Origin of the sequence: Comamonas sp. B-9 (assembly GCF_000410635.1) — a bacterium.
Lineage (GTDB): Bacteria > Pseudomonadota > Gammaproteobacteria > Burkholderiales > Burkholderiaceae_C > Comamonas.
In genome coordinates, this window is sequence record NZ_KE148638.1 from 1 (window position 1) to 21,845 (window position 21,845).

Annotated in this window: 24 protein-coding genes and 1 tRNA gene; 19 read left to right on the forward strand and 6 right to left on the reverse strand. The window is 61.2% G+C overall.

What is annotated here, in order from left to right:
* A partial coding sequence (locus H928_RS0119110) for an Rne/Rng family ribonuclease (protein ID WP_043341125.1) occupies positions 1 to 1,679 on the reverse strand: 1,679 nt, incomplete at its 3' end.
* Positions 1,680 to 2,267: 588 nt separating this feature from the next.
* On the opposite strand from H928_RS0119110, the gene H928_RS0119115 reads away from it, so the two are divergent.
* From H928_RS0119115 to H928_RS0119130, 4 genes are read left to right on the forward strand one after another with little or no spacing between them, the layout of a single operon-like run.
* The gene (locus H928_RS0119115; RefSeq protein ID WP_027011126.1) at positions 2,268 to 3,287 is read left to right on the forward strand and encodes an RluA family pseudouridine synthase; all 1,020 of its coding nucleotides are present in this window, start codon (positions 2,268 to 2,270) and stop codon (positions 3,285 to 3,287) included.
* 33 nt (positions 3,288 to 3,320) lie between these two features.
* Positions 3,321 to 3,977: an HAD-IA family hydrolase gene (locus H928_RS0119120; RefSeq protein ID WP_021027943.1), complete on the forward strand. Its 657-nt coding sequence runs from the start codon at positions 3,321 to 3,323 to the stop codon at positions 3,975 to 3,977.
* Positions 3,978 to 4,037: 60 nt separating this feature from the next.
* On the forward strand, positions 4,038 to 4,415 hold the full coding sequence (locus tag H928_RS0119125; RefSeq protein ID WP_021027944.1) for a Rieske 2Fe-2S domain-containing protein: 378 nt from the start codon (positions 4,038 to 4,040) through the stop codon (positions 4,413 to 4,415).
* 1 nt (position 4,416) lies between these two features.
* The gene (locus tag H928_RS0119130) at positions 4,417 to 5,451 is read left to right on the forward strand and encodes a S49 family peptidase (RefSeq protein ID WP_052330112.1); all 1,035 of its coding nucleotides are present in this window, start codon (positions 4,417 to 4,419) and stop codon (positions 5,449 to 5,451) included.
* Positions 5,452 to 5,537: 86 nt separating this feature from the next.
* Here H928_RS0119130 and H928_RS0119135 read toward each other — a convergent pair whose 3' ends face one another.
* Both H928_RS0119135 and H928_RS0119140 read right to left on the reverse strand, forming a co-directional pair.
* Positions 5,538 to 6,320 carry an SAM-dependent methyltransferase gene (locus tag H928_RS0119135; protein WP_021027946.1) on the reverse strand — a complete coding sequence of 261 codons (783 nt, stop codon included), beginning with the start codon at positions 6,318 to 6,320 and terminating at the stop codon, positions 5,538 to 5,540.
* Positions 6,317 to 6,913, reverse strand: a complete 597-nt coding sequence (locus tag H928_RS0119140; RefSeq protein WP_021027947.1) for a Maf family nucleotide pyrophosphatase — start codon at positions 6,911 to 6,913, stop codon at positions 6,317 to 6,319. The genes H928_RS0119135 and H928_RS0119140 overlap by 4 nt, the downstream gene beginning before the upstream one ends.
* Before the next feature lie 26 nt (positions 6,914 to 6,939).
* Here H928_RS0119140 and H928_RS0119145 point away from each other — a divergent pair, with 26 nt between their 5' ends.
* The 12 genes from H928_RS0119145 to H928_RS0119200 all read left to right on the forward strand — a co-directional run bounded on the left by H928_RS0119145 (position 6,940) and on the right by H928_RS0119200 (position 17,316).
* Positions 6,940 to 7,497 carry a DUF177 domain-containing protein gene (locus tag H928_RS0119145; protein WP_021027948.1) on the forward strand — a complete coding sequence of 186 codons (558 nt, stop codon included), beginning with the start codon at positions 6,940 to 6,942 and terminating at the stop codon, positions 7,495 to 7,497.
* Positions 7,498 to 7,652: 155 nt separating this feature from the next.
* Complete coding sequence (rpmF, locus tag H928_RS0119150; protein WP_021027949.1) at positions 7,653 to 7,835, forward strand: 50S ribosomal protein L32; 183 nt, start codon at positions 7,653 to 7,655, stop codon at positions 7,833 to 7,835.
* A gap of 129 nt (positions 7,836 to 7,964) precedes the next feature.
* Positions 7,965 to 9,017, forward strand: coding sequence for a phosphate acyltransferase PlsX (gene plsX / locus H928_RS0119155; protein WP_021027950.1), 1,053 nt, complete (start codon positions 7,965 to 7,967; stop codon positions 9,015 to 9,017).
* A 5-nt stretch (positions 9,018 to 9,022) separates the two neighbouring features.
* Positions 9,023 to 10,003 carry a beta-ketoacyl-ACP synthase III gene (locus tag H928_RS0119160; protein ID WP_021027951.1) on the forward strand — a complete coding sequence of 327 codons (981 nt, stop codon included), beginning with the start codon at positions 9,023 to 9,025 and terminating at the stop codon, positions 10,001 to 10,003.
* A 65-nt stretch (positions 10,004 to 10,068) separates the two neighbouring features.
* Positions 10,069 to 11,013 (forward strand): ACP S-malonyltransferase, encoded by a 945-nt coding sequence (fabD, locus tag H928_RS0119165; RefSeq protein ID WP_021027952.1) that lies wholly within the window; start codon positions 10,069 to 10,071, stop codon positions 11,011 to 11,013.
* Positions 11,010 to 11,756: a 3-oxoacyl-ACP reductase FabG gene (gene fabG / locus H928_RS0119170; RefSeq protein WP_021027953.1), complete on the forward strand. Its 747-nt coding sequence runs from the start codon at positions 11,010 to 11,012 to the stop codon at positions 11,754 to 11,756. The genes fabD and fabG overlap by 4 nt, the downstream gene beginning before the upstream one ends.
* Positions 11,757 to 11,861: 105 nt before the next feature.
* A complete protein-coding gene (gene acpP, locus H928_RS0119175; RefSeq protein WP_021027954.1) occupies positions 11,862 to 12,101 on the forward strand; it encodes an acyl carrier protein in 240 nt (79 codons plus the stop codon).
* A gap of 84 nt (positions 12,102 to 12,185) precedes the next feature.
* Entirely contained in the window at positions 12,186 to 13,430 is a 1,245-nt protein-coding gene (gene fabF / locus H928_RS0119180; protein WP_021027955.1) for a beta-ketoacyl-ACP synthase II, read from the forward strand.
* A gap of 214 nt (positions 13,431 to 13,644) precedes the next feature.
* A complete protein-coding gene (locus H928_RS0119185; protein ID WP_158400580.1) occupies positions 13,645 to 14,103 on the forward strand; it encodes a hypothetical protein in 459 nt (152 codons plus the stop codon).
* A 61-nt stretch (positions 14,104 to 14,164) separates the two neighbouring features.
* Positions 14,165 to 14,800, forward strand: a complete 636-nt coding sequence (rpoE, locus tag H928_RS0119190) for an RNA polymerase sigma factor RpoE (RefSeq protein WP_021027957.1) — start codon at positions 14,165 to 14,167, stop codon at positions 14,798 to 14,800.
* A gap of 56 nt (positions 14,801 to 14,856) precedes the next feature.
* The gene (locus tag H928_RS28790; protein ID WP_021027958.1) at positions 14,857 to 15,624 is read left to right on the forward strand and encodes a sigma-E factor negative regulatory protein; all 768 of its coding nucleotides are present in this window, start codon (positions 14,857 to 14,859) and stop codon (positions 15,622 to 15,624) included.
* 219 nt (positions 15,625 to 15,843) lie between these two features.
* Positions 15,844 to 17,316: a DegQ family serine endoprotease gene (locus H928_RS0119200; RefSeq protein ID WP_043341130.1), complete on the forward strand. Its 1,473-nt coding sequence runs from the start codon at positions 15,844 to 15,846 to the stop codon at positions 17,314 to 17,316.
* A gap of 157 nt (positions 17,317 to 17,473) precedes the next feature.
* Here H928_RS0119200 and H928_RS0119205 read toward each other — a convergent pair.
* Positions 17,474 to 17,550 (reverse strand) — tRNA-Arg (locus tag H928_RS0119205).
* Between the two features lie 352 nt (positions 17,551 to 17,902).
* Between H928_RS0119205 and H928_RS0119210 the strand changes: the two genes are divergently transcribed.
* Together H928_RS0119210 and H928_RS0119215 are read left to right on the forward strand one after the other, a co-directional pair.
* Positions 17,903 to 18,226, forward strand: coding sequence for a hypothetical protein (locus H928_RS0119210; RefSeq protein WP_021027960.1), 324 nt, complete (start codon positions 17,903 to 17,905; stop codon positions 18,224 to 18,226).
* 140 nt (positions 18,227 to 18,366) lie between these two features.
* Positions 18,367 to 19,554, forward strand: coding sequence for a hypothetical protein (locus tag H928_RS0119215; RefSeq protein WP_021027961.1), 1,188 nt, complete (start codon positions 18,367 to 18,369; stop codon positions 19,552 to 19,554).
* On the opposite strand, the gene H928_RS31730 is transcribed toward H928_RS0119215, so the two are convergent.
* Together H928_RS31730 and H928_RS31735 are read right to left on the reverse strand one after the other, a co-directional pair.
* Positions 19,492 to 19,968, reverse strand: a complete 477-nt coding sequence (locus H928_RS31730) for a hypothetical protein (protein WP_148293223.1) — start codon at positions 19,966 to 19,968, stop codon at positions 19,492 to 19,494. The genes H928_RS0119215 and H928_RS31730 overlap by 63 nt on opposite strands.
* Positions 19,969 to 20,158: 190 nt before the next feature.
* Complete coding sequence (locus H928_RS31735) at positions 20,159 to 20,500, reverse strand: hypothetical protein (protein ID WP_148293224.1); 342 nt, start codon at positions 20,498 to 20,500, stop codon at positions 20,159 to 20,161.
* Between the two features lie 326 nt (positions 20,501 to 20,826).
* On the opposite strand from H928_RS31735, the gene H928_RS0119220 reads away from it, so the two are divergent.
* Complete coding sequence (locus H928_RS0119220) at positions 20,827 to 21,843, forward strand: CsgG/HfaB family protein (RefSeq protein ID WP_239645018.1); 1,017 nt, start codon at positions 20,827 to 20,829, stop codon at positions 21,841 to 21,843.
* Positions 21,844 to 21,845 lie beyond the last annotated feature (2 nt).

The following is a 21,845-nucleotide window of genomic DNA, read 5'->3' on the forward strand; positions in this document are numbered from 1 at the left end:
CTGCCAGCGGGCTTGCCGTGTTGCGGGCTGGCCGTACGGGCAGCGGGCGCTGGGCGTGGCTCGGCAATCGGTGCCGGTGCATCGGGCAGCACGCCCTTGATGACGGGGGTCTGCTTGTTGGTCGGCTCTTGCGAGCGGCGGGGAAAGCCCCGGCTTTCCTCTTCGGGGTCGGCCAGCTTGTAGCTCGCTTCCATCGAGTCCAGACGCGGGTCGTCGTGCTTCATGCGCTCGAGCTTGTAGTGCGGGGTCTCCAGCGCCTTGTTGGGCACCATGGTGACGGACACGCGCTGCTTGAGCTCGATCTTCTGGATTTCGGTGCGCTTTTCGTTGAGCAGGAAGGAGGCGACTTCGACAGGCACCTGGCAGTTCACCGCTGCCGTGTTGTCCTTCATCGACTCTTCCTGGATGATGCGCAGGATCTGCAGCGCCGAGCTTTCCGCGTCGCGGATGTGGCCGGAGCCGCCGCAGCGTGGGCAGTTGATGTGGGCGCCTTCGCTCAGCGCCGGCTTGAGGCGCTGGCGGCTCATCTCCATCAGGCCGAACTTGCTGATGGTGCCGAACTGCACGCGGGCGCGGTCCTGGCGCAGCGCGTCACGCAGGCGGCTTTCCACATCGCGGCGGTTCTTCGACTCTTCCATGTCGATGAAGTCGATCACGATCAGGCCGCCCAGGTCGCGCAGGCGCATCTGGCGGGCCACTTCGTCAGCGGCTTCCAGGTTGGTGCGGGTGGCGGTTTCCTCGATGTCGCCGCCCTTGATGGCGCGGGCCGAGTTCACGTCGATGGAGACCAGCGCTTCGGTGTGGTCGATCACGATGGCGCCGCCCGATGGCAGTGTCACGGTGCGCGAGTAGGCCGACTCGATCTGGTGCTCGATCTGGAAGCGGCTGAACAGCGGCGCATCATCGCGGTAGCGCTTGACGCGGGCAGCGTGCTCAGGCATCACATGGGCCATGAACTGCTGGGCTTGTTCATAAATGTCATCGGTGTCGATCAGGATGTCGCCGATGTCATTGTGGAAATAGTCGCGGATCGCGCGGATCACCAGGCTCGATTCCTGGTAGATCAGGAAGGCGCCCTTGCCCGACTTGGCAGCGCCGTCGATGGCGCCCCAGAGCTTGAGCAGGTAGTTCAGGTCCCATTGCAGCTCAGGCGCGCTGCGGCCAATGCCAGCCGTGCGTGCGATGATGGACATGCCCTTGGGGTACTCGAGCTGGTCCATCGCCTCCTTGAGCTCGGCGCGCTCGTCGCCTTCGATGCGGCGCGAGACACCACCACCCCGGGGGTTGTTGGGCATCAGCACCACATAGCGGCCTGCCAGCGAGATGAAGGTGGTCAGGGCCGCGCCCTTGTTGCCACGCTCTTCCTTCTCGACCTGGACGATCAGCTCCTGGCCTTCCTTGATCACATCATTGATGCGGGCCTGGCTGGGGGAGACGCCTTCGGCGAAATACTGTTTGGAGATTTCCTTGAAGGGCAGAAAGCCGTGGCGGTCTTCGCCGTAGTCGACAAAACAGGCTTCCAGCGAGGGCTCGACCCGGGTAACAACGGCTTTGTAGATATTGCCTTTGCGTTGTTCGCGGCCTTCGATTTCAATTTCGTAGTCCAGCAGCTTTTGGCCATCAACAATGGCGAGGCGGCGCTCTTCAGCTTGCGTGGCGTTGATCAGCATCCGTTTCATGATGCGCGTCCTTCGTAATGCGGGACAGGCTGCCTTTGTCAGTCAGGCACCTGTCTCCAATCCCAACAATAAACAGGCTCTTACTGGAGCCACAGATGCCGGGACAGACGCAGAGAAACGAAAGAATTCACAGAGCGTGTCATGTTTGCTGGTAATACTTATGTCAGCACAGGGGATCTAGGCACGCGGGAGAGGGCATGTAAATAAGCAGCCAGCCAGCGCTGGGCTGCCTCCGGCTGGGATATTTGCCCTGAGAACATGCGCACAGCGGGCACAGCAAGACGCACTGGCGCACAGCTGCTGCTGTGCCAGAGAGTTGCCATCCAAGCCCACAAAATCAACATGTTTGGTGTGAAGACGATCAGCTGGGCGGGGCCTGGTTGCAGGCCTTTGCGACAGCTGTCGCCAAAAATCTGTTTTTTCGTTGTTTCAATGTGTCTGTCCGCCTGATTCACTTGGCGTCCCCTGCGCAATCTTTTGGTATGCAGGTGGGGCGGCAAGGCGATCAGCCAGACATCGACCGGCCTGTGCGGGTACTGGTGGGTGAATTAAACTGCTCACCGGTAAACCAATAACTCTATCGCGCAGGTGAAACATATTATAGGGGGCAAACCGGGCGAGCCCCGTAGTCCACAAGCACCCCCAGTGGCTGTAAGGCTGGTCGAGGTCCATCCCGACGACGCAGACCAGCGCCTGGACAATTTTCTGATGCGCCACCTCAAGGGCGTACCCAAGACCCATGTCTACCGCATCATCCGCCAGGGTGAAGTCCGTATCAACAAGGGCCGCGCGACAGCGGACACTCGCGTCCAGCCCGGCGATGTGGTGCGGATTCCGCCGGTGCGCGTCGCAGCAAAACCTGAAGAAGCCGAGCGCGCGGTGCCAGCTAGGGAGTTTCCCTTGTTGCTCGATGACGATGTCATGCTGGCGATCAACAAACCCGCTGGCGTGGCCGTGCATGGCGGCTCGGGCGTCAGCTTTGGCGTGATCGAGCAGCTGCGCCGCGCCCACCCCGATGCCCGCTTTCTGGAGCTGGTGCACCGGCTCGACCGCGAAACCTCAGGCATCCTGCTGGTCGCCAAGAAGCGCTCGGCGCTGACCCATCTGCAGGACCAGTTCCGCGAGCGGGAGACCGGCAAGACCTACCTGGCGCTGGTCATCGGCGAATGGCCGGCCAACAAGAAGGTGATCGACACCCCCTTGCGCAAATACCTGCTGCCCGATGGCGAGCGCCGCGTGCGCGCCACGACGGCCGACGACCCCGAGGGCATGCGCTCGGTCTCACTGGTCAAGGTACAAAAAGTATTTGCCGCCCGGCACCAGCTGGGCCTGCCGGCGATGAGCCTGCTGGAGGTGACGATCAAGACTGGCCGCACCCACCAGATCCGCGTGCACCTGGCCAGCAGCGGCCATGCGATTGCCGGCGATGAGAAATATGGCGACTTCGATCTGAACAAGCGCCTGGCCAAGCACGGCCTCAAGCGCATGTTCCTGCACGCCTGGCGCCTGCAGTTCAACCACCCGCAGACGGCAGAGCGCGTGCAACTGGGCGCCGAGCTGCCGCCAGAGCTGGCGGACTTTGTGGCGGCGGCCTCGGCGGCCGATTGATGAATTTTGTGACAGCTAGAGAAAGAGCACCCGATGGCCCGCCAATTTGACCTGATTGCCTTTGACTGGGATGGCACCTTGTTTGACTCGACGGCGGCCATTGCGCTGTCGATCCAGGATGCGGTGCGGGATGTGGGGGGGACGGTGCCCAGCCTGGCGGATGCCAAGTATGTGATCGGCATGAGCCTGCAAAGCGCGCTGCGCCATGCCGCGCCCGATGTGCCGGAGGACCAGATGGTGGCGCTGACCAACCGCTACCGCCTGCACTTCCTCAAGCGCCAGGAGCAGGTGACCTTGTTTGACGGCGTGCTGGAGCTGCTCGACCAGCTGACCGCCAGCGGCCACCTGCTGGCTATTGCTACCGGCAAGAACCGCCGGGGACTGGACCGGGTGCTGGATACGACCTTGCTCAAGGGGCGCTTCCATGCGACGCGCACCTCGGACGAGACGGCTGGCAAGCCCCATCCGCTGATGCTGCAGGAGCTGATGGCCGAGCTGGATGTGGCGCCCGAACGCGTATTGATGGTGGGTGACACCACGCATGACCTGCAAATGGCCGTCAATGCCGGCTGCGCCAGCGTGGGGGTGAGCTATGGCGCCCACCACCATGCGGGTTTTGAGGCCTTCAAACCCTTGTATGTGGCCCATACCGTTGCTGAACTGCAACAGTGGATGGCGGATCATGCCTAGCTATGGTGCAATTACTGTCTGTATGTACAGTCAGATGAACCTCGGTGAACAGGTGCGGTGATGGCGGAAGTACCGGCGCAGATGATTGCTTTGTGCCAGAGCGATGCGCTGCTGCACGGTGGGCGCGCGGTGGCCTTTGATGTGGTCTATGCCGGTCAGACCTGCCAGGCCTTTGCCATCCGCTACCACGCGGGAGTCCATGCCTATCTGAACCGCTGCACCCATGTTGCGATGGAGATGGACTACCAGCCCGGGCGTTTTTTCGACGACACAGGTAATTGGTTGCTCTGCGCCACCCATGGCGCCGCCTATGTGCCCGATACTGGAGCCTGTGCCGGCGGCCCCTGTCGTGGCGGTTTGGTCAAGGTTGCGCTGAGTGAGAGTGATGGCGTGGTCTATTGGCACACGGATAACCGTCTCCAACCTCTTGATTTTTAAGATGAACCCCATGGACAACAACCCTCAGCACAATCCGCCGCCGGCGCCCGACCTGTGGGGGCAGACGGCCGCTGCGGCGCCTGCCGCTGCCGCAGCACCCAGCCCGGGCTGGGAGCGCTCGGTGCTGGAGCGCCTGGCCTTTGACACGCTCAAGGAGCAGCGCGCAGCGCGCCGCTGGAAGATTTTCTTCCGCCTGGTCTGGCTGGGTCTGGTGGTTGCGTTTGTCAGCTACCTGTTTGGTTCGGACGGATCGGCCGCCAAGACCTCGACCGAGCACACGGCTGTTGTCGAGCTCAAGGGGGAGATCGCCTCCGGCGCGGACGCCAGTGCCGAATTTGTGATTGCGGCCCTGCGCACCGCTTTTGAAGATGACGGCGCCAAGGCCGTGGTGCTGCTGATCAACTCGCCCGGCGGCAGCCCCGTGCAGGCGGGCATGATCAATGACGAGATCGTGCGCCTCAAGGCCCAGTACAAGAAGCCGATGTATGCGGTGGTCGAGGAGTCCTGCGCCTCTGCCGCGTATTACATTGCCTCTGCGGCTGACAGTATCTATGTCGACAAGGCCAGCATCGTGGGCAGCATTGGCGTGCTGATGGATGGCTTTGGTTTTACCGGTACGATGGACAAGCTGGGCGTGGAGCGCCGCTTGCTCACCGCTGGCGCCAACAAGGGCATGCTCGATCCATTCAGCCCCATGAACGACAAGCAAAAGGCCTATGCGCAGCAGATGCTGAGCCAGATTCACCAGCAATTCATCCAGGTGGTGCGCCAGGGCCGGGGTGACCGCTTGAAGGAAACCGAGGACACGTTCAGCGGCCTGTTCTGGACGGGCCAGGAGGCCGTAAAGCTGGGCCTGGCCGATGGCCTGGGCAGCCTCGACCAGGTGGCCCGCGATGTCGTGGGTGCCGAAGAGGTGGTGGATTACACCCGCCGCGACAATGTGGCCGAGCGCTTTGCCAAGCGTTTTGGTGCCTCGGTCGGCGCGGGCGCGGTCGGCACCCTGCGCTCGATGTCGCTGCTGCCCAGCGTGCGCTGACAGCCTTCAAGGCTTGAATGACAAAGCGGTGCCCAGGCACCGCTTTGTCATGGGCGTGCCGCAACGGCTGCAGCCATTAACAAGCCTTAGCGGCCAATGGCAAACACCATGGGGGTGCGGTTGTCCAGGTGGGTGTTGAGCGGCTTCCACTGCTTGACCAGGCGGCTTTGCGTGTTGGCACTCTCCAGGGTCAATCCGCTGGAGATGGACAGGCGTGTGTTGGGCTGCAGGGTCTGCAGCAAGGCGCCCAGCAGCGCCTGGTTGCGGTAGGGCGTCTCGATGAAGATCTGGGTCTGGCCCTGGCGCAGCGCCAGTTGCTCGAGCTCGCGCAGGCGGGTGCTGCGATCGGAGGCATCGCTGGGCACATAGCCGACGAATGCAAAGTTCTGGCCGTTGAGTCCGCTGGCGGCCAGTGCCAACAGCAGCGAGGTGGGACCAACCAGCGGCACCACGTCGATGCCCGCGTCATGGGCGGCGCGCACCACCGAGCTGCCGGGGTCGGCAATCGCGGGCATGCCCGCCTCACTCACCAGGCCCACATCATGGCCTTGCAGCGCAGCGGCAATCAGGCTGCTGCTGTCGCTGCCAGCGCTGGTCTGCGGGTGGTGGTCGCCTTTTTTATGGGCTTCGCGCGGCAGCTCGGCAATGTTTTGCTGCTGCAGCGGCAGCGCCAGGGGTGCTGCCGCATCCACCCGCTTGAGAAAGGCGCGGCAGCTTTTGGCGTTCTCGCAGACCCAGTGGGTGATGCGGGCGGCGGCTTGCACGGTGTGCAGCGGCAGCACATCGGTGAGCGGCGCCTCGGTGGCGCAGCCAAAATCGAGTGGGGTCGGCACCAGGAACAGGCGGCCTTTGGTGGTTTGTTGGTTCATGGCAACACCAATCCGGCGGCGCGCAGCAAACGGGCTGTGCGGATCAAGGGCAGGCCGATCAAGGCGGTGGGGTCGTCGCTTTCGATGGCGTCGAGCAGGGTGATGCCCAGGCCTTCGCTCTTGGCGCTGCCGGCGCAGTCATAGGGCGTTTCTGCCAACAGATAGCGCTCGATCTCAGCGTCTTCGAGCGGGCGGAACACGGTGCGCACCACAGCGGTATCGGCCTGCGCAAAGCCCGTGGCCTGGCAGACCACGGCCACGGCGGTGTGAAACTGCATGCTTTGCCCGCTCATCGCGCGCAGCTGCGCCACGGCTCTGTCATGCACCATCGGCTTGCCCAGCGGCTGGCCGTGCAGGTCGGCCACCTGGTCCGAGCCGATCACGATCGCATCAGGGTACTGGGCGGCCACCGCATGGGCCTTGGCCAGCGCCAGGCGCAGCGCCAGCGCGGCCGGGCTTTCGCCGGGCTGTGGGGTTTCATCCACATCGGGCGAGGCCGTCTCGAAGGGCAGGCGAAAGCGCGACAGAAGCTCTCGCCGGTAGCGGGAGGTGGAGCCCAGTACAAGGGCGCGGGGCATCAGGGATTCAGACATGCCCAGATTCTCTTACACTGGCGCGCATGACAAAGGAATTTTCAGTCAATCGCCTTGAGATCAAGGCTTTTGCCCACCAAAACGCTTCGCTGGAAGGCGAGTTGCCCCTGGGGCAGCTGGCCCGCTTGCTGGCCGAAGACCAGCGCGGCGAGGCCGCTGCGGCCGAGCCCGTGCGCTGGGTGCTCGATGGTGAATGGGTGGAATCGACCGGCGGCCCCGGCCAGGCCTGGCTGCATCTGCATGCCGAAACCCAGGTGCAGCTGCAGTGCCAGCGCTGCATGCGCCCGGTGGATGTAGCGGTGGAAAGCAGCCGCTCCTTCCGTTTTGTAAAGGACGAGGCCACGGCGGCAGCGCTCGATGACGAGAGCGAAGAAGATGTGCTGGTGCTGGCGCCCCAGATCGATGCGCTGGAGCTGATCGAGGATGAGTTGCTGATGGCACTGCCTATGGTGCCGATGCACGATATCTGCCCCGTCGATGTGAAGCTGGAGTCCGCCACCCAGGATTTTGACGACCGCCCTGCGGAAAAAGCCAATCCCTTCGCGGCGCTGGCATCGCTGCGCATCGATAAAAACCAATCCTAGTTCGGGTGGCTTGAAGCCTGCTTGCGATCTTTGCTATAATTTGAGGCTTCGCGCGAATCCCTCGTGTCTTTAATGGGCTAGTCGCGTAAATTTCGGGCATGCGTTTGTGATTGCGCAGGCCATGTCACCAACCCTTTCAAGACTCAGGAGCCATCATGGCTGTTCAACAAAACAAGAAATCCCCTTCCAAGCGCGGCATGCACCGTTCGCACAACGCACTGAACGTGCCTGGCATCGCTGTGGAACCCACCACCGGTGAAACCCACATGCGTCACCACATCAGCCCCAACGGTTTCTACCGTGGCCGCCAAGTGCTGAAGAACAAGTCGGAAGCCTAAGCCATAGCTGTATAAAAAAGGCCCGCAGCTACATAGTAGCGCGGGCCTTTTTTATTTCTTGCCAGTTTGCGGCGCGCTGCGCGCCGAGCTGGAACTCGGTGCGAACAACGTCAAAGAATTACCGAACGAATGATCACACTGGCCGTGGATTGCATGGGTGGGGACGCAGGTATCCGTGTCACGCTACCCGCATGCAAGAAGTTTTTGGATAGCCACCCTGATGCCCATCTGTTGATGGTCGGGCAGGCTGAGGCATTGCAGTCTTTTCAGCACGAGCGTGCCACCATCGTGCCTGCAAGCGAAGTGGTCACTATGGATGACCCGGTGGAAGTGGCCCTGCGCAAGAAGAAGGATTCTTCGATGCGGGTGGCCATCAGCCAGGTGAAGACAGGCGCCGCGCTGGCAGCCGTGTCGGCGGGCAATACCGGGGCGCTGATGGCCATTGCCCGTTATGTGCTCAAGACGCTGGAGGGCATCGACCGTCCGGCTATCGCCACCCAACTTCCCCACGCCAAGGGCGGCGCCACCACGGTGCTGGACCTGGGCGCCAATGTGGATTGCAGTGCAGAGCATCTGCTGCAGTTCGCCGTCATGGGCTCGGCCTTGGTCAGCGCCCTGGAAAACAAAGAAAACCCCACCGTTGGCCTGCTCAATATTGGTGAAGAAGCCATCAAGGGCAGCGAGGTCATTAAGCGCGCCGGCGAGCTGCTGCGCACCGCTGGCCAGTCGGGTTACCTCAATTTTTACGGCAATGTCGAAGGCAATGACATCTTCAAGGGCACGGTCGATATCGTGACCTGTGATGGCTTTGTCGGCAATGTCGCGCTCAAGGCCAGCGAAGGCGTGGCCAGCATGATCAGCAACGGGCTCAAACAAGAGTTCAAGCGCAACCTGCTCACGAAGATCGCCGCAGTGATCGCTTACCCGGTGCTGGCGCGCTTGATGAAGCGGGTGGACCACCGCCGCTACAATGGGGCTGCATTGCTCGGATTGCGCGGCCTGGTTTTCAAAAGCCATGGCTCGGCCGACGCGGTGGCGTATGAGCATGCCTTGCGGCGCGCCTATGATGCCGCCCGCAATGATTTGCTGGGGCGTGTGCAGACCAAGATTCAGACGGCAGCGCCCCTGCTGATGTCGGCAGACAGCAATGCTGCTGCCAAAACCGTGACGTCTCCTACCTGAATTCGATGAGTATTTATTCCCGCATTATCGGCACTGGCAGCTACTTGCCGCCACGTCGTGTCACCAATGATGAGTTGGCCGCTGAGATGGCCACGCGCGGTCTGGAAACCTCCGACGAGTGGATTGTGGAGCGCACCGGTATCAAGGCGCGCCATTTTGCAGCGCCCGATGTCGTAGCCAGCGATCTGGCGCTGGAGGCCTCGAAGAACGCGCTCCAGGCTGCCAATATCCAGGCCGGCGATATCGACCTGATCATCGTCGCGACCTCGACGCCGGACATGGTCTTCCCCTCGACCGCCGCGATCCTGCAGCACAAGCTGGGCATTGCCAATGGCTGCCCGGTGTTTGACATGCAGGCGGTGTGCAGCGGTTTTGTCTACGCACTGACGGTGGCGGACTCGATGATCAAGTCCGGCAGCGCCAAGCGCGTGCTGGTGGTGGGCGCCGAGGTATTCAGCCGCATTCTGGACTTCAATGACCGCACCACCTGCGTGCTGTTTGGCGATGGCGCCGGCGCTGTGGTGTTGGAAGCGTCTGACAAGTCCGGCATCCTGGCCACCGAGCTGCATGCCGATGGCAGCCATGTCGACATTCTGTGCGTGCCGGGCAATGTCTCGGGTGGCCAGGTGATTGGCTCGCCGCTGCTGCGCATGGATGGCCAGGCGGTGTTCAAGCTCGCCGTCGGTGTGCTGGACAAGGCCGCACGCGCTGCACTGGAAAAGGCGAACATGCAGGAAGCCGACATCGATTGGCTGATTCCGCACCAGGCCAACCTGCGCATCATGATGAGCACGGCGCGCAAGCTCAAGCTCGCGCCGGAGAAGGTCGTCGTCACCGTCGACCAGCATGGCAATACTTCGGCGGCCTCGATTCCGCTGGCGCTGGACCACGCCGTGCGCAGCGGCCAGGTCAAGCCCGGGCAGAATGTGATGCTCGAAGGCGTGGGCGGTGGCTTCACCTGGGGTGCGGTGCTGCTGACGATGTAGCAAGTCTCGGCGTTGCCGAGACCGCTGCCATCCGCTGATTGATAAAAAACTGATTGAACCGAGACATGAGCGCTTTTGCATTTGTATTTCCGGGCCAAGGCTCGCAGTCTGTGGGCATGCTCGATGCCTGGGGTGGCCACCCCGCCGTTGTCCAGGCGCTGCAGGAAGCCTCTGATGCGCTGGGCGAAGACCTGGGCGCGCTGATCCAGAACGGCCCCAAAGAAACGCTGGCGCTGACCGCCAACACCCAGCCCGTGATGCTGGTCGCTGGTGTGGCGGCATGGCGTGTCTGGCAAGCCGAAGGCGGCCCCATGCCGATAGCGGTTGCTGGCCACTCGCTGGGCGAGTATTCCGCCCTGGTGGCTGCCGGTGTGCTGACCCTGAGCCAGGCCGCGCCGCTGGTGCGCCTGCGGGGCGCTGCCATGCAAGAGGCCGTGCCTGTGGGTGCTGGCGCCATGGCGGCAGTGCTGGGCCTGGAGGCCGACAAGGTCAAGGCCGTGTGCGCCCAGGTGACGGCCCAGCTGGGCGGCGCTGAAGTGGTCGAGGCGGTGAACTTCAACGACCCTGGCCAGACGGTCATCGCCGGCTCCAAGGCTGCGGTGGAAGCGGCCAGCCTGGCCGTGAAGGAAGCCGGTGCCAAGCGCGCGCTGCCGCTGCCCGTGTCTGCGCCTTTTCATTCCAGCCTGATGAAGCCCGCCGCTGAAAAGCTCAAGCTGGCGCTGGCAGAGCTGCAACTGGCTGCGCCCCAGATTCCGGTGCTCAACAACATCGATGTGGCGCTGCCTACCGATGCCGATGCCATCCGTGATGCGCTCTACCGCCAGGCCTTTGGCCCTGTGCGCTGGGTCGAGTGTGTGCAGCGCCTGCGTGCGCTGGGCGCCACCCACCTGGTCGAATGCGGCCCGGGAAAGGTGCTCACCGGCATGACCAAGCGCATCGACCCCGAACTCGTCGGTGTGGCCCTGTATGATCCCGCCACTTTGCAAGAAACCAAAGGAGCCATTGCATGACGGAAACCACCTCAACCGCCAAAGTTGCCCTCGTTACTGGCGCATCGCGCGGCATTGGCGCCGCCATTGCCCAGGCACTCGGCGCTGCCGGCTACCAGGTGATCGGCACGGCAACCACCGAAGACGGCGCTGCCAAGATCTCGCAAGCGCTGTCGGCCTTTGCCGGCTCGCGTGGCGTGGCACTGGATGTGAACGATGGCGCTGCCGTTGACGCGCTGATTGACAGTCTGGTCAAGACCCAGGGCGGTCTGCATGTGCTGGTCAACAACGCCGGTATCACCCGCGACACCTTGGCCATGCGCATGAAGGACGAGGACTGGGATGCCGTGCTGGGCACCAATCTGAAGGCCGTGTTCGGCGCCAGCCGCGCCGCCATCCGTCCGATGATGAAGCAGCGTTTTGGCCGTATCATCAGCATCACCAGTGTGGTGGGTGCATCGGGCAATGCCGGTCAGGCCAACTACGCGGCCGCCAAGGCGGGTGTGGCAGGTATGACGCGCTCGCTGGCCAAGGAGCTGGGCAGCCGTGGCATCACGGTCAACTGCGTGGCGCCTGGTTTCATCGAGACCGATATGACGGCCCAGTTGCCCGAAGAGCAGAAGAAAGCACTTCAGTCGCAGATTGCCTTGGGCAAGCTGGGACAGCCGCAAGACATTGCCAACGCTGTGGTCTATTTGGCCTCAGATGGCGCCGGTTATGTGACCGGGCAGGAGTTGCATGTCAATGGCGGCATGTATATGTAGATTTGACGAAAGTTGAATGCCGTTTCCTCGCGACGGCAAGTTGCACTCAGGTATTGCTGAAGCAGCTAGAATCGCGGGTTCATTCACAACCCCCAGAGGGAAACCATGAGCGATATCGAAGCACGTGTCAAGAAAATCATCGCCGAGCAACTCGGCGTGGAAGAGTCTCAAGTAACGAACGAAAAGGCTTTTGTAGCCGACCTGGGCGCTGACTCGCTGGACACCGTGGAACTGGTGATGGCTTTGGAAGATGAGTTCGAGATCGAGATCCCTGACGAAGACGCAGAGAAGATCACGACGGTGCAGAACGCCATCGACTACGCCAACAGCCACCAAAAGGCTTAATTGATTGCGCATGCACTTGGCGCCCTTGTGGCGCAAGTGTCTTGCTGCCAATCTTCCGAGAGATCAACAAGAAAGTTGTAACGCATGAGTCGCCGTCGCGTCGTCGTGACTGGTCTGGGTTGCATCAGCCCCGTGGGTAACACGGTTGCTGAAGCCTGGTCCAACATTTTGGCCGGTCAATCCGGCATTGACCTCATTACCAAGTTCGACACCACCGATTTCAGCTGCAAGATTGCAGGTGAGGTCAAAGGTTTCGATCTTGAGTCCTATATGAGTGCCAAGGAAGCACGCACGATGGACTCCTTCATTCATTACGGCATTGCCGCTGCCCAAGAGGCAGTGAAAGACGCCGGCCTGCCTTTGGGCGAGGCACTGGATGAAGAGCTCGCAACTCGTATTGGCTGTGTGATTGGTTCGGGTATTGGTGGCCTGCCACTGATCGAGAACACGCACGGTGAGTATGAGCGCCGTGGTGCGCGTCGCATCACGCCTTTCTTTGTTCCCGCGTCCATCATCAATATGGTCGCAGGTCATGTATCGATGCGTTTTGGCTTCAAGGGCCCGAACTTGTCGGTGGTGACTGCTTGCACGACAGGTTTGCACTGCATTGGTGAAGCCGGTCGCATGATTGAGTACGGCGATGCCGACGTCATGATTGCAGGTGGTACCGAAGCAACTGTTTCTCCATTGGGTGTGGGGGGGTTCGCAGCCATGCGCGCGCTGTCCACACGCAATGACGATCCCAAGGCGGCATCGCGCCCCTGGGACAAGGGCCGTGATGGCTTTGTGCTGGGTGAGGGTGCCGGTATCGTCGTGCTCGAAGAGTACGAGCATGCCAAGGCCCGTGGTGCCAAGATCTATGCCGAGTTGCTGGGTTATGGCATGAGCGCTGACGCCGGTCACATGACCGCGCCCAATATGGACGGCCCGCGCCGCGCCATGCTGGCCGCTCTGCGCAATGCAGGTGTCAACGCCGACCAGGTGGACTACCTCAATGCCCACGGCACTTCCACGCCGCTGGGAGACCTCAATGAGACCAATGCCATCAAGGCTGCCATGGGCGAGCACGCCAAGAAGCTGGTGGTCAGCTCGACCAAGTCCATGACCGGCCATTTGCTCGGTGGTGCTGGCGGTCTGGAAAGCGTCTTTACCGTGATGGCCTTGAAGGACCAGAAGATTCCCCCGACCATCAACTTGGTGGACCAGGATCCGGAATGCGACCTGGACTACTGTGCGAATACCGCGCGCGACGCCAAGCTGGACATCGCCGTCAAGAACAACTTTGGTTTTGGCGGCACCAACGGCACCTTGGTGTTCAAACGGGTTTGATGCGGGTTGGCGCCTGGTGCGCCGCCCCAGCCACGCTTGGATAAGGCCTCTGTGACAGAGGCCTTTGTTGTTTTTGCGCTGCCCCGGTCAACACGGTGTTGGAGCTTCAACACGGGGTTTGCCCTGCGGGATCGCTGATGGCTGCATTGCAAAATGGAGTGATGCCTCTGTCAATAGCCGCCCAGCCATGCTCCAGCATCGCCCAGCTGCCTTGATGGCACTGCAGTCCTTTGCGCTGGTGAGCCCAAGCCGCATCCGCCTGCTGTTGGCCGGCTGGGTGTGTCTGGTCACGGTGCTGTGCCTGGTCTGGATGCATGCAGCAGCTCCTTCGGCGCTTCCGCGCGCCTTGGCGGTGGCTGTGCTGGCACTGGCGACCGGGCTGATCTGGCGCATGCCGCTGTGGCCGCGGGGAACTTGTTTGTGCTGGACCGGCTCTCAGTGGTGCCTTGGGCAGGGCCCGTTGGCGCTCGAGCCGCGCCAGGAGCTTGCGCAACTGGCTGTGCTGATGGATGGGCAATCCTGGATATTGCTGCAGGCCCAGGGGCTGCCAAGCCGGGGTCCCGGTCAGTGGCTGCTTGTGGCGAAAGCCGCTAATCCAGAGCGCTGGCCGGATATTCGTCGGGTTTTATACTCGTCGCTTGCCGCTGAACCGCAGAACATCCATCAGGTGTAAGCCTACAGCTGAACAACCACAACAATAGCTGCAAGCTTGTAGCGCCAAGAGGGCCTCTTTTATGACGGGAACGCCAACGGCCAGTACCCCGAATGCAAATGACAGCGATCTGCACCTGGTGCAGCGCACGGTGGCAGGAGATCAAAAAGCCTATGGCCTGCTGGTGCTCAAGTACCAGCGCCGCATCGAGCGCCTGATCGGGCGCATGGTGCGCGATGTGGATCTGGTGCCCGATCTGGCCCAGGAGACCTTTTTGCGTGCCTACCGCGCGCTGCCGCAGTTTCGGGGCGACGCGCAGTTCTACACCTGGCTGTACCGGATTGCCGTCAATACCGCCAAGAAGGCGATGGTCGAGCTCAGCCGCAATCCGGTGATGACCGAGAGTGCGCTGCGCGGAAAAGACGATGACGATGAAACTTATGTGCCCGGGCGTGAACTAACGACCGATGAGACGCCGGAAACGGTGATTGCCGCCCAGGAAATTGCCCTGGCGGTGAATACGGCGATGGACGCGCTGCCCGAGGACCTGCGACAGGCTATCGTGCTGCGTGAGATTGAAGGCATGTCTTATGAAGACATTGCCGCTGCGATGGATTGCCCCATCGGTACGGTACGGTCGCGTATTTTCCGCGCCCGCGAGGCGATTTCCGCCAAGGTAAAGCCCATGCTTGAACGCCAGTCTGGCAAGCGTTGGTAGCTGATATGAGTGTGATGACTGGCTGCAAGGGCCTGGGGCCCGCTAGGAATATGGCTATGAATCTCGAAAACCAAGCATCGAACAAGAGCACGCAGGCAGCCTGTGAGCAGCTGTCCGCCTGGGTCGATGGTGAGCTGGACGACCAGGCGCTCAGCCAGCTGCTGGCTGAGCTGCCGGAGTTGGCCCAGGACGAGGCCTGCTACGCCTCGGTGCAGTCCTACCAGGTCATTGGCGATCTGATGCGCTCGGCGCATGCGCCGTGCTCCGACAGCCTGGCATTTCTGGATGCGCTCAATGCCAAGCTGGCGCTGGAGCCGCCGTTGCTGGCCCAGGGTCAGCCAGCGCCAGGCGCGGTCGCCGTGCCGGCCGTGGCTGCTGCAGTTGCGCAGGCCGTCAAGCCTGCCGCTGCAGCGCAGGATGCCGCCAACCACTCGGTTTTCCGCTGGAAGATGGTGGCCGGCTTTGCCACCGTGGCCGCTGTGGCGATGGTGGGCTGGAACAGTATCGGCTTGCTCTCGGGTGGCGCCGGCCAAGAGACACGCCAGCAGATGGCCGGAGCTGCTGCGCCGCAGGTGGTTGCATCGGCTGCATCGCCAAGGCCGGCGGCGTCCAATGCCCAAGGCCTGGTGCAGCAGCAAGTGACGGTGGGCCAGAACTCCAGCATCATGCTGCGTGATCCGCGCTTGGATGAATTGCTGGCGGCACGCGGCCAGATTGGCGGCACCGCCAATCTGCAGATGCCAGCAGGCTTCTTGCGCAATGCGACTTTCAATGCCGAAAAGCGCAGCGATGGCTGCGCCGACAAGGCATCGCGCCTGTGCTGATGATGCGCTGAATCCTTTGAAAAACACCTGCCTGGCAGGTGTTTTTTTATGCCTTTCGCGCACCGAGGCTTGAAACCTGTGGTTTACCGCCTATCTGAAGGTGATGCACGCTTGGAACCTTGAGGCCTATTGCCCCTCCAATTGCGGCACGGCACCATGGGCAAAGCGTTTGAACCGCTGCGCATGCGCTGCCGCCATATTGTCAAATTGAGGAGTGATATGTCTCTAAAGCGTTGGAAGCCTTTTCAGATCAGTGCGCTGGCGGCCATCCTGTCCGTCAGCAGCGCAATGATGCTGCCGGCAGCAGCCCAGACCCCCGCACCTGCCGTGGTGCGTGGCCTGCCTGATTTCACCGACCTGGTCGACCAGGTGGGCCCATCGGTGGTCAATATCCGCACGATGGAGAAGGTGTCCAACCGCCAAAGCCAAAGCGGCCTCGACCCCGAGATGCTGGAGTTCTTCAAGCGCTTTGGCCTGCCGGTGCCCAGCATTCCCAAGCAGCAACGCCCCCAGCGCCCTGGCGCCGATGGCGATGAGGTGCCCAGTGGCCTGGGCTCGGGCTTTATCCTGACGGCTGACGGCTATGTGATGACCAATGCGCATGTGGTCGATGGCGCCGATGAAGTGATCGTGACGCTGACCGACAAGCGCGAGTTCAAGGCCAAGATCGTGGGCGCCGACAAGCGCACCGATGTGGCCGTGGTGAAGATCGACGCCACCGGCCTGCCCGCCGTCAAGATTGGCGATGTGAACCGCCTGCGCGTGGGCGAGTGGGTGATGGCCATTGGCTCGCCCTTTGGCCTGGAAAACTCGGTGACCGCCGGCATTGTCTCGGCCAAGCAGCGCGATACCGGTGACTACCTGCCCTTTATCCAGACCGATGTGGCCATCAACCCCGGCAACTCGGGCGGCCCGCTGTTGAACATGCGCGGCGAAGTGGTGGGCATCAACAGCCAGATCTATTCGCGCTCGGGCGGCTTCATGGGTATCTCGTTCTCGATCCCGATCGATGAAGCGGTGCGCGTGAGCGACCAGCTGCGCGCGACCGGCCGCGTGGTGCGCGGCAAGATCGGTGTGCAAATCTCCACCGTGAGCAAGGATGTGGCTGAATCCATCGGTCTGGGCAAGGCCCAGGGCGCGATGGTGACGGGTGTGGAAAGCGGCTCGCCTGCCGAGAAGGCCGGTGTGGAAGCGGGCGACATCATCACCAAGTTCGATGGCAAGCCGCTGGAGAAGCTCGCGGATCTGCCGCGCTGGGTGGGCAATACCAAGCCAGGCTCGAAGAGCACCGTCACGGTGTTCCGCCGTGGCAAGACCTTGGACCTGCCGATCACCATCATCGAGATTCCGTCGGATGCCGCTGCAGATGCTGCTGCCACCAGCAAGGAGCCAGAGAAGTCCAAGCCTTCCACCGCTGCCCAGCAGCTGGGCCTGGTCGTCACGGATCTGACCGATGCACAGCGCAAGTCCATGCACCTCAAGGGGGGCGTGCAGATTGTGTCAGCCGATGAGGCTGCTGCCCGTGCTGGTCTCAAGCAAGGCGATGTGATCCTGGGAATTGCCAATACCGAGATCAATGACGTCAAGCAGTTTGACGCCGCCGTGGCCAAGGCCGACAAGTCCAAGCCCGTCAACGTGCTGTTCCGCCGGGGTGAGTGGACGCAGTATGTGCTGATTCGCCCAAGCAAATAAGCACTCAGCGCGTAGGCGCTGTGCTGACCGCAAGCCGGTTTCCGCCATGGAAATCGGCTTTTTTCATGGATGGGTGTGAAAGAGCCAGGCACTACCCAATATTCAATACCCAGCAACGAAAAAGCCTCAGAGCATTGCTACTCTGAGGCTTTACGTTTGGTGCGGCTGGCAGGAATCGAACCCACGACCCCTTGGTTCGTAGCCAAGTACTCTATCCAGCTGAGCTACAGCCGCTAAGCCGTCGATTATAGCACGCAATTTTTAGATGGTGCTGGTATTTTGATCTGATGGGATCGCTGAGAAGGCCGGGAAGCGTTTGCGGCATCCAAATCGGGCGGTCTTACCGCGTGGCTGGAGGTGCCGACGGGCACCAGCACCAGCCTGCAACGCGCAGGACAGCCGTAGTACATATTCACTAATTTCGGGGATTGACCGTGAGCGGGCCCGGTCCGATAGTTAGCAACATTGTTAATTTCTGTATATGGCTGCTGAAATGAGGTTGTGCAGGCGTTTGATCCTGGGGTGGTGGATGGCATCGGGCTGCTTGCTCGCGCATGCCGTGCCCACTGCTGTCTCGTCCCGAGACATGTCGGCGGACTACAACCTGGTGTCGCAGCACACGGCGGCAGAGAGCCAAGGGGCCTACGCAGGACGGCTGGCCAGCGCATGGGCGCAAGGGGTGGCCTTGCCCGGTCCGGACATGCATGCGGCGGCCAGTACGCGAGTGCAAGACGATGAGACGGTGTACCACCGCGTGCGACACAGCATGGAGGCCGTGACCGAGCAAGCGTCTGGCGTCCTGTCCAGACCCGCTCCCAAGCTGGGCGGGCTGGTGCTGGTGCTGCTGACGATCTTTGCGCTGGTGCTGGGCTTTTTGAGCCTGCGCTGGCATCGTGAAACAGCGGAATGACCGCAGCTCTGGTGCTGACACCGTTGCTGCTGGCACCCCCACACATCCCCAAAAAACATCAGTGCGATAGAAATAAATAATAAAACGCTGAACTTGTTTACATCTAGAAACAACAATGCGTTCCAACGTTTGGAGTGACTATGAAGCTGTTGTTTCGCATCTGTTCAGTGGGCGCGGTCTGGTTTTGGGCATGCTTATGGGCACAGGGCGCGAGCGCTGCCGTGGTGGCTGCAGCGGATGTGGTGCCGGAGGCGACATTCCAATGGGGCAGCAGTGGCCCCAACCAGTGGGGGCAGGTGGGACTGACAGGCGCGGGCCTGGCGCAGGTCACTACCGATTTCCCGAACAGCGGCAATGGCTCACTGCGCCTTGACTTGCCCGTCACCTCGTCCAAGGCGGGACTGGCTTACTACCCTGCGGCGACCTTTGGCAAGCTGTCGGAGCTGACCACCGTCTCCTACCAATGGCTGGTGCACCGCACCGATGTGGTGGACCAGGCGCCCGTGCTGCGGCTGTACCTGCGCAATGCGCAAGGGGTGCATACGCAGACCCTGGTCTACACCCCGGACATCGCTGGCGTGCACGGTGTGGGGCTGGGCCAGTGGACCACCGCCGATATGCTCCACGGCATCGTTTGGCAAGGGCGCAGTGCGGCGCAAGGTGGCTTTGATCCCAACATCCGACGGCCATTTTCGGACTTCCAGGCCGACCCGCGCTTTGCCGACATGGTGGTCTTTGCAGTCGAGGGTGGCGCCGGCAATGGCTCCAGCGGCTTTGTGGGCGCCATCGACAATATCGAAGTGGTCGGGCCGCTGGCCTCGGTATCGGCCAACTTCGAAGTGGTGCCGCCTACGGCCTCCATCCAGTGCGATAAGGCGCAGCTGTTGGATTCCGAGGGGCAGACTGCTAGCTGCACCCTGAGTTTGAGCCGGCCTGCAGAGACTGCGCTGACCGTGGGGCTGAGCACCTCGGGGGACGCTGCGCGCTACAGTGGTTGCGCCGGTCCGCTGGAGATTGCAGTGGGCGCCAGCACGGCGAGCTGCACGATCACGGCCACCGCCAATACCGTGAGAGGCGATGGCCAGGTCACCGTGTCGGTTGCCATCGCACCAGCGGCCAACCCTGGCGACTACAGCTTGCTGGCGGGCACATCGGTGGCTTCCATTCAGATTGCCAATGACGACGGGGAGGCTGCTGCGCCTGTGGTGATTCCTCCTTCTGTGGCCGTTCCCGTTCCTGGGCTGTCAGATGGAATGTTGGTGCTGTTATCGATGGGGCTGCTGGGCTGCGGTGCCTTTACCAGCCGGCGCATCACCCCTAGGATCTGAGGCATGGGGAGTGGGCCGATCTTGCGGTTTGGATAGGGGCAACCAGAGAGTCCATGTACAGGCCACCACGGTCGGCAGAAATGATGCACCCGCGAAATAGTGAAACGGGTACCACCAATACACCACCAACGCCAGGGCATACATGGCGGCTACCCCAACCAGAATACGACTCGCGATGCGCCATCCGATGTGATGCGTGGGCAGGACGATGCCCAGGCTTGACCAGAGCAAGAGATGCAGCGAATTGAGAAAGTTGTTGGCTATGGGAATCATGATGGCGTCGGCCTCGACGGGGTAGAGCATCGCATCCAGGTTGCTGATCAGCACCCATGTGGTCAGGATGTTGGCTAGAGCCAGTGCGCCGATGATGAGGCCAGCTGCTTGAGCTCGGGAGGAGGGCTTTGGAAGTTTCATTCCTCCATACTAAAAATCCCCTGTGTGGCGACGTTGAGCCCAGGGTGAGGCGGGAGTGAAGTCGGCGTATTTCTTCTTTGACTGCGACCACTGGAAAATTGAGCCGGCGCATAAGAAATACGGTGCTTGAATCCAAGAGGCGCGCTGAGCAAGCGCCTTGCCATTCTGGCAACCATGCATCCCCTGTTGCTTAGCTGGAAAGTACACCTCCCATGGCAAAAATCGCTATCCCTGCGTACCAAGATGCCAGAAAGCGCTTTCCTGTCGGTGTTTTTTGAGCACAGACAACGATATAAAACGGGACCAATAAGCAGAGCAGAAATTTTAAGGGCTGAGATCTGAACACAAAAATAGCCATTCCAAGCTGGGCTAGTATTGCCAAGGCAATGCCTGAAAGCAGCAGGCTGTGTCCAAGTAATGGGTGCATAGGTACAGAGATTTTTGAAGTCGTCCAATAGAGAGTAGTTTGCCGCTGCAGTTCAGTGGCAGTGTTGTGCCGGTGGAACGGCTTGGCCAGAGTGTGGTTGTTCAATTCTTAAAATTTGTCAACTCCGGTCTTGCAGCGTCTTCATATTTCTATGATGCATGGCGACGGATCGGGTCTCAGCCTCCGCTGCTACACATGGGGTGACCGAGCGAATTCCAGTCTCCATCGAGCGATGGCGACTGGGCATTCACGGTTTTCTCCATGGAGTGGGATGCAGCCGCGTAGGCCATACAATTACTGCCTGTCACAAAAGCAATAAAACTTAACCTATAGTCGGGCACTCGCTCCAGTGATTTATCTTCGGCAGGACAAAGGTCTGGCATCTCTATGCGCAAGGACAGTCGTCCGGATTCTGACACCAAAGCTGATTTATGGGATTGAACGCAAAAGGAAGAGAAATGCGATTTGCATTAAAAGCGGGTACTTCAGGTGCACTAGTGGCGGTATTGCTGAGCTTGGGAGGGTGCGCCACGCAGCAAGCGCCGATCGAGACCAAGCAGGCGCCACAATCGCAGACTGAGCAAAAAGCAGCGCAAGCCAGCACCCTTGCGCAGGCAACGGCCACCCCAACGCTCAAGCGCAAGGTCGCCTTGGGACGTTTGTCCAATGAAACGGCCTATGGCCAGTCCCTGTTGCGCGACAAGGATGGAGATCCACTGGGCAAGCAGGTGACGGATCTGTTCAGCAAGGCGTTGACAGAATCTGGTGCATATCTGGTGTTTGAACGCCCAGACATCAGCAAGGTGCAAGCAGAAAGCCAGTTGGCCCAGCAAAAGCTCGACTTGATTGGCGTTGATGCTCTGATTGTCGGCTCGCTTTCCGAGTTCGGGCGCAAGACGGTTGGCAGTTCTGGCTTTGCATCGGCTTCGAAAAAGCAGGTGGCATTTGCCAAGGTCGATGTCCGTTTGGTGGATACACGCACGGGCCATGTGTTTTTTGCCACATCCGGTGCTGGCGAAGCATCCAATGAGGTGTCGTCCACTTTTGGTTTTGGCTCGCGGGCCGGCTATGACGGCACGCTCAATGATGCTGCCATCCGTCAGGCTGTATCTGAAGCGGTGAGCAAGCTCTCCACTGAAATGAATCGCCGCCCCTGGTCGACTGCAATTCTCAAAGTGGAAGGCGGCCGCATCTACATCAGCGGTGGCAAGAGCCAGGGGCTGCAACCGGGCATGACGCTGGCGGTGCAGACGGCTGGCGAGCAGATCAAGTCCCCGCAAACAGGTGCCATCATCACCTTGCCAGGTCAGAAGATTGCACAGCTGCGTGTGGATGCGCTGTTTGGTGACAGCGAGCTCAACGAAGGTGCCGTCACCAGTGTGGTGTCGGGCGATCTGGGCAAGCACCCAGCCAATTCGCTGGTCGTGTTGCATGAGGGAGGAAAGTGAAA

What these genes read in the sequence shown, in the direction of transcription:
- H928_RS0119120 (WP_021027943.1), top strand. Translation starts at nt 3,321, where the DNA reads ATGGCCCGCCAATTTGACCTGATTGCCTTTGACTGGGATGGCACCTTG.
- H928_RS0119125 (WP_021027944.1), top strand. Translation starts at nt 4,038, where the DNA reads ATGGCGGAAGTACCGGCGCAGATGATTGCTTTGTGCCAGAGCGATGCG.
- H928_RS0119130 (WP_052330112.1), top strand. Translation starts at nt 4,417, where the DNA reads ATGAACCCCATGGACAACAACCCTCAGCACAATCCGCCGCCGGCGCCC.
- H928_RS0119135 (WP_021027946.1), bottom strand. Translation starts at nt 6,320, where the DNA reads ATGAACCAACAAACCACCAAAGGCCGCCTGTTCCTGGTGCCGACCCCA.
- H928_RS0119140 (WP_021027947.1), bottom strand. Translation starts at nt 6,913, where the DNA reads ATGTCTGAATCCCTGATGCCCCGCGCCCTTGTACTGGGCTCCACCTCC.
- H928_RS0119145 (WP_021027948.1), top strand. Translation starts at nt 6,940, where the DNA reads ATGACAAAGGAATTTTCAGTCAATCGCCTTGAGATCAAGGCTTTTGCC.
- rpmF (WP_021027949.1), top strand. Translation starts at nt 7,653, where the DNA reads ATGGCTGTTCAACAAAACAAGAAATCCCCTTCCAAGCGCGGCATGCAC.
- plsX (WP_021027950.1), top strand. Translation starts at nt 7,965, where the DNA reads ATGATCACACTGGCCGTGGATTGCATGGGTGGGGACGCAGGTATCCGT.
- H928_RS0119160 (WP_021027951.1), top strand. Translation starts at nt 9,023, where the DNA reads ATGAGTATTTATTCCCGCATTATCGGCACTGGCAGCTACTTGCCGCCA.
- fabD (WP_021027952.1), top strand. Translation starts at nt 10,069, where the DNA reads ATGAGCGCTTTTGCATTTGTATTTCCGGGCCAAGGCTCGCAGTCTGTG.
- fabG (WP_021027953.1), top strand. Translation starts at nt 11,010, where the DNA reads ATGACGGAAACCACCTCAACCGCCAAAGTTGCCCTCGTTACTGGCGCA.
- acpP (WP_021027954.1), top strand. Translation starts at nt 11,862, where the DNA reads ATGAGCGATATCGAAGCACGTGTCAAGAAAATCATCGCCGAGCAACTC.
- fabF (WP_021027955.1), top strand. Translation starts at nt 12,186, where the DNA reads ATGAGTCGCCGTCGCGTCGTCGTGACTGGTCTGGGTTGCATCAGCCCC.
- H928_RS0119185 (WP_158400580.1), top strand. Translation starts at nt 13,645, where the DNA reads ATGGCACTGCAGTCCTTTGCGCTGGTGAGCCCAAGCCGCATCCGCCTG.
- rpoE (WP_021027957.1), top strand. Translation starts at nt 14,165, where the DNA reads ATGACGGGAACGCCAACGGCCAGTACCCCGAATGCAAATGACAGCGAT.
- H928_RS28790 (WP_021027958.1), top strand. Translation starts at nt 14,857, where the DNA reads ATGAATCTCGAAAACCAAGCATCGAACAAGAGCACGCAGGCAGCCTGT.
- H928_RS0119200 (WP_043341130.1), top strand. Translation starts at nt 15,844, where the DNA reads ATGTCTCTAAAGCGTTGGAAGCCTTTTCAGATCAGTGCGCTGGCGGCC.
- H928_RS0119210 (WP_021027960.1), top strand. Translation starts at nt 17,903, where the DNA reads ATGTCGGCGGACTACAACCTGGTGTCGCAGCACACGGCGGCAGAGAGC.
- H928_RS0119215 (WP_021027961.1), top strand. Translation starts at nt 18,367, where the DNA reads ATGAAGCTGTTGTTTCGCATCTGTTCAGTGGGCGCGGTCTGGTTTTGG.
- H928_RS31730 (WP_148293223.1), bottom strand. Translation starts at nt 19,968, where the DNA reads ATGAAACTTCCAAAGCCCTCCTCCCGAGCTCAAGCAGCTGGCCTCATC.
- H928_RS0119220 (WP_239645018.1), top strand. Translation starts at nt 20,827, where the DNA reads ATGGGATTGAACGCAAAAGGAAGAGAAATGCGATTTGCATTAAAAGCG.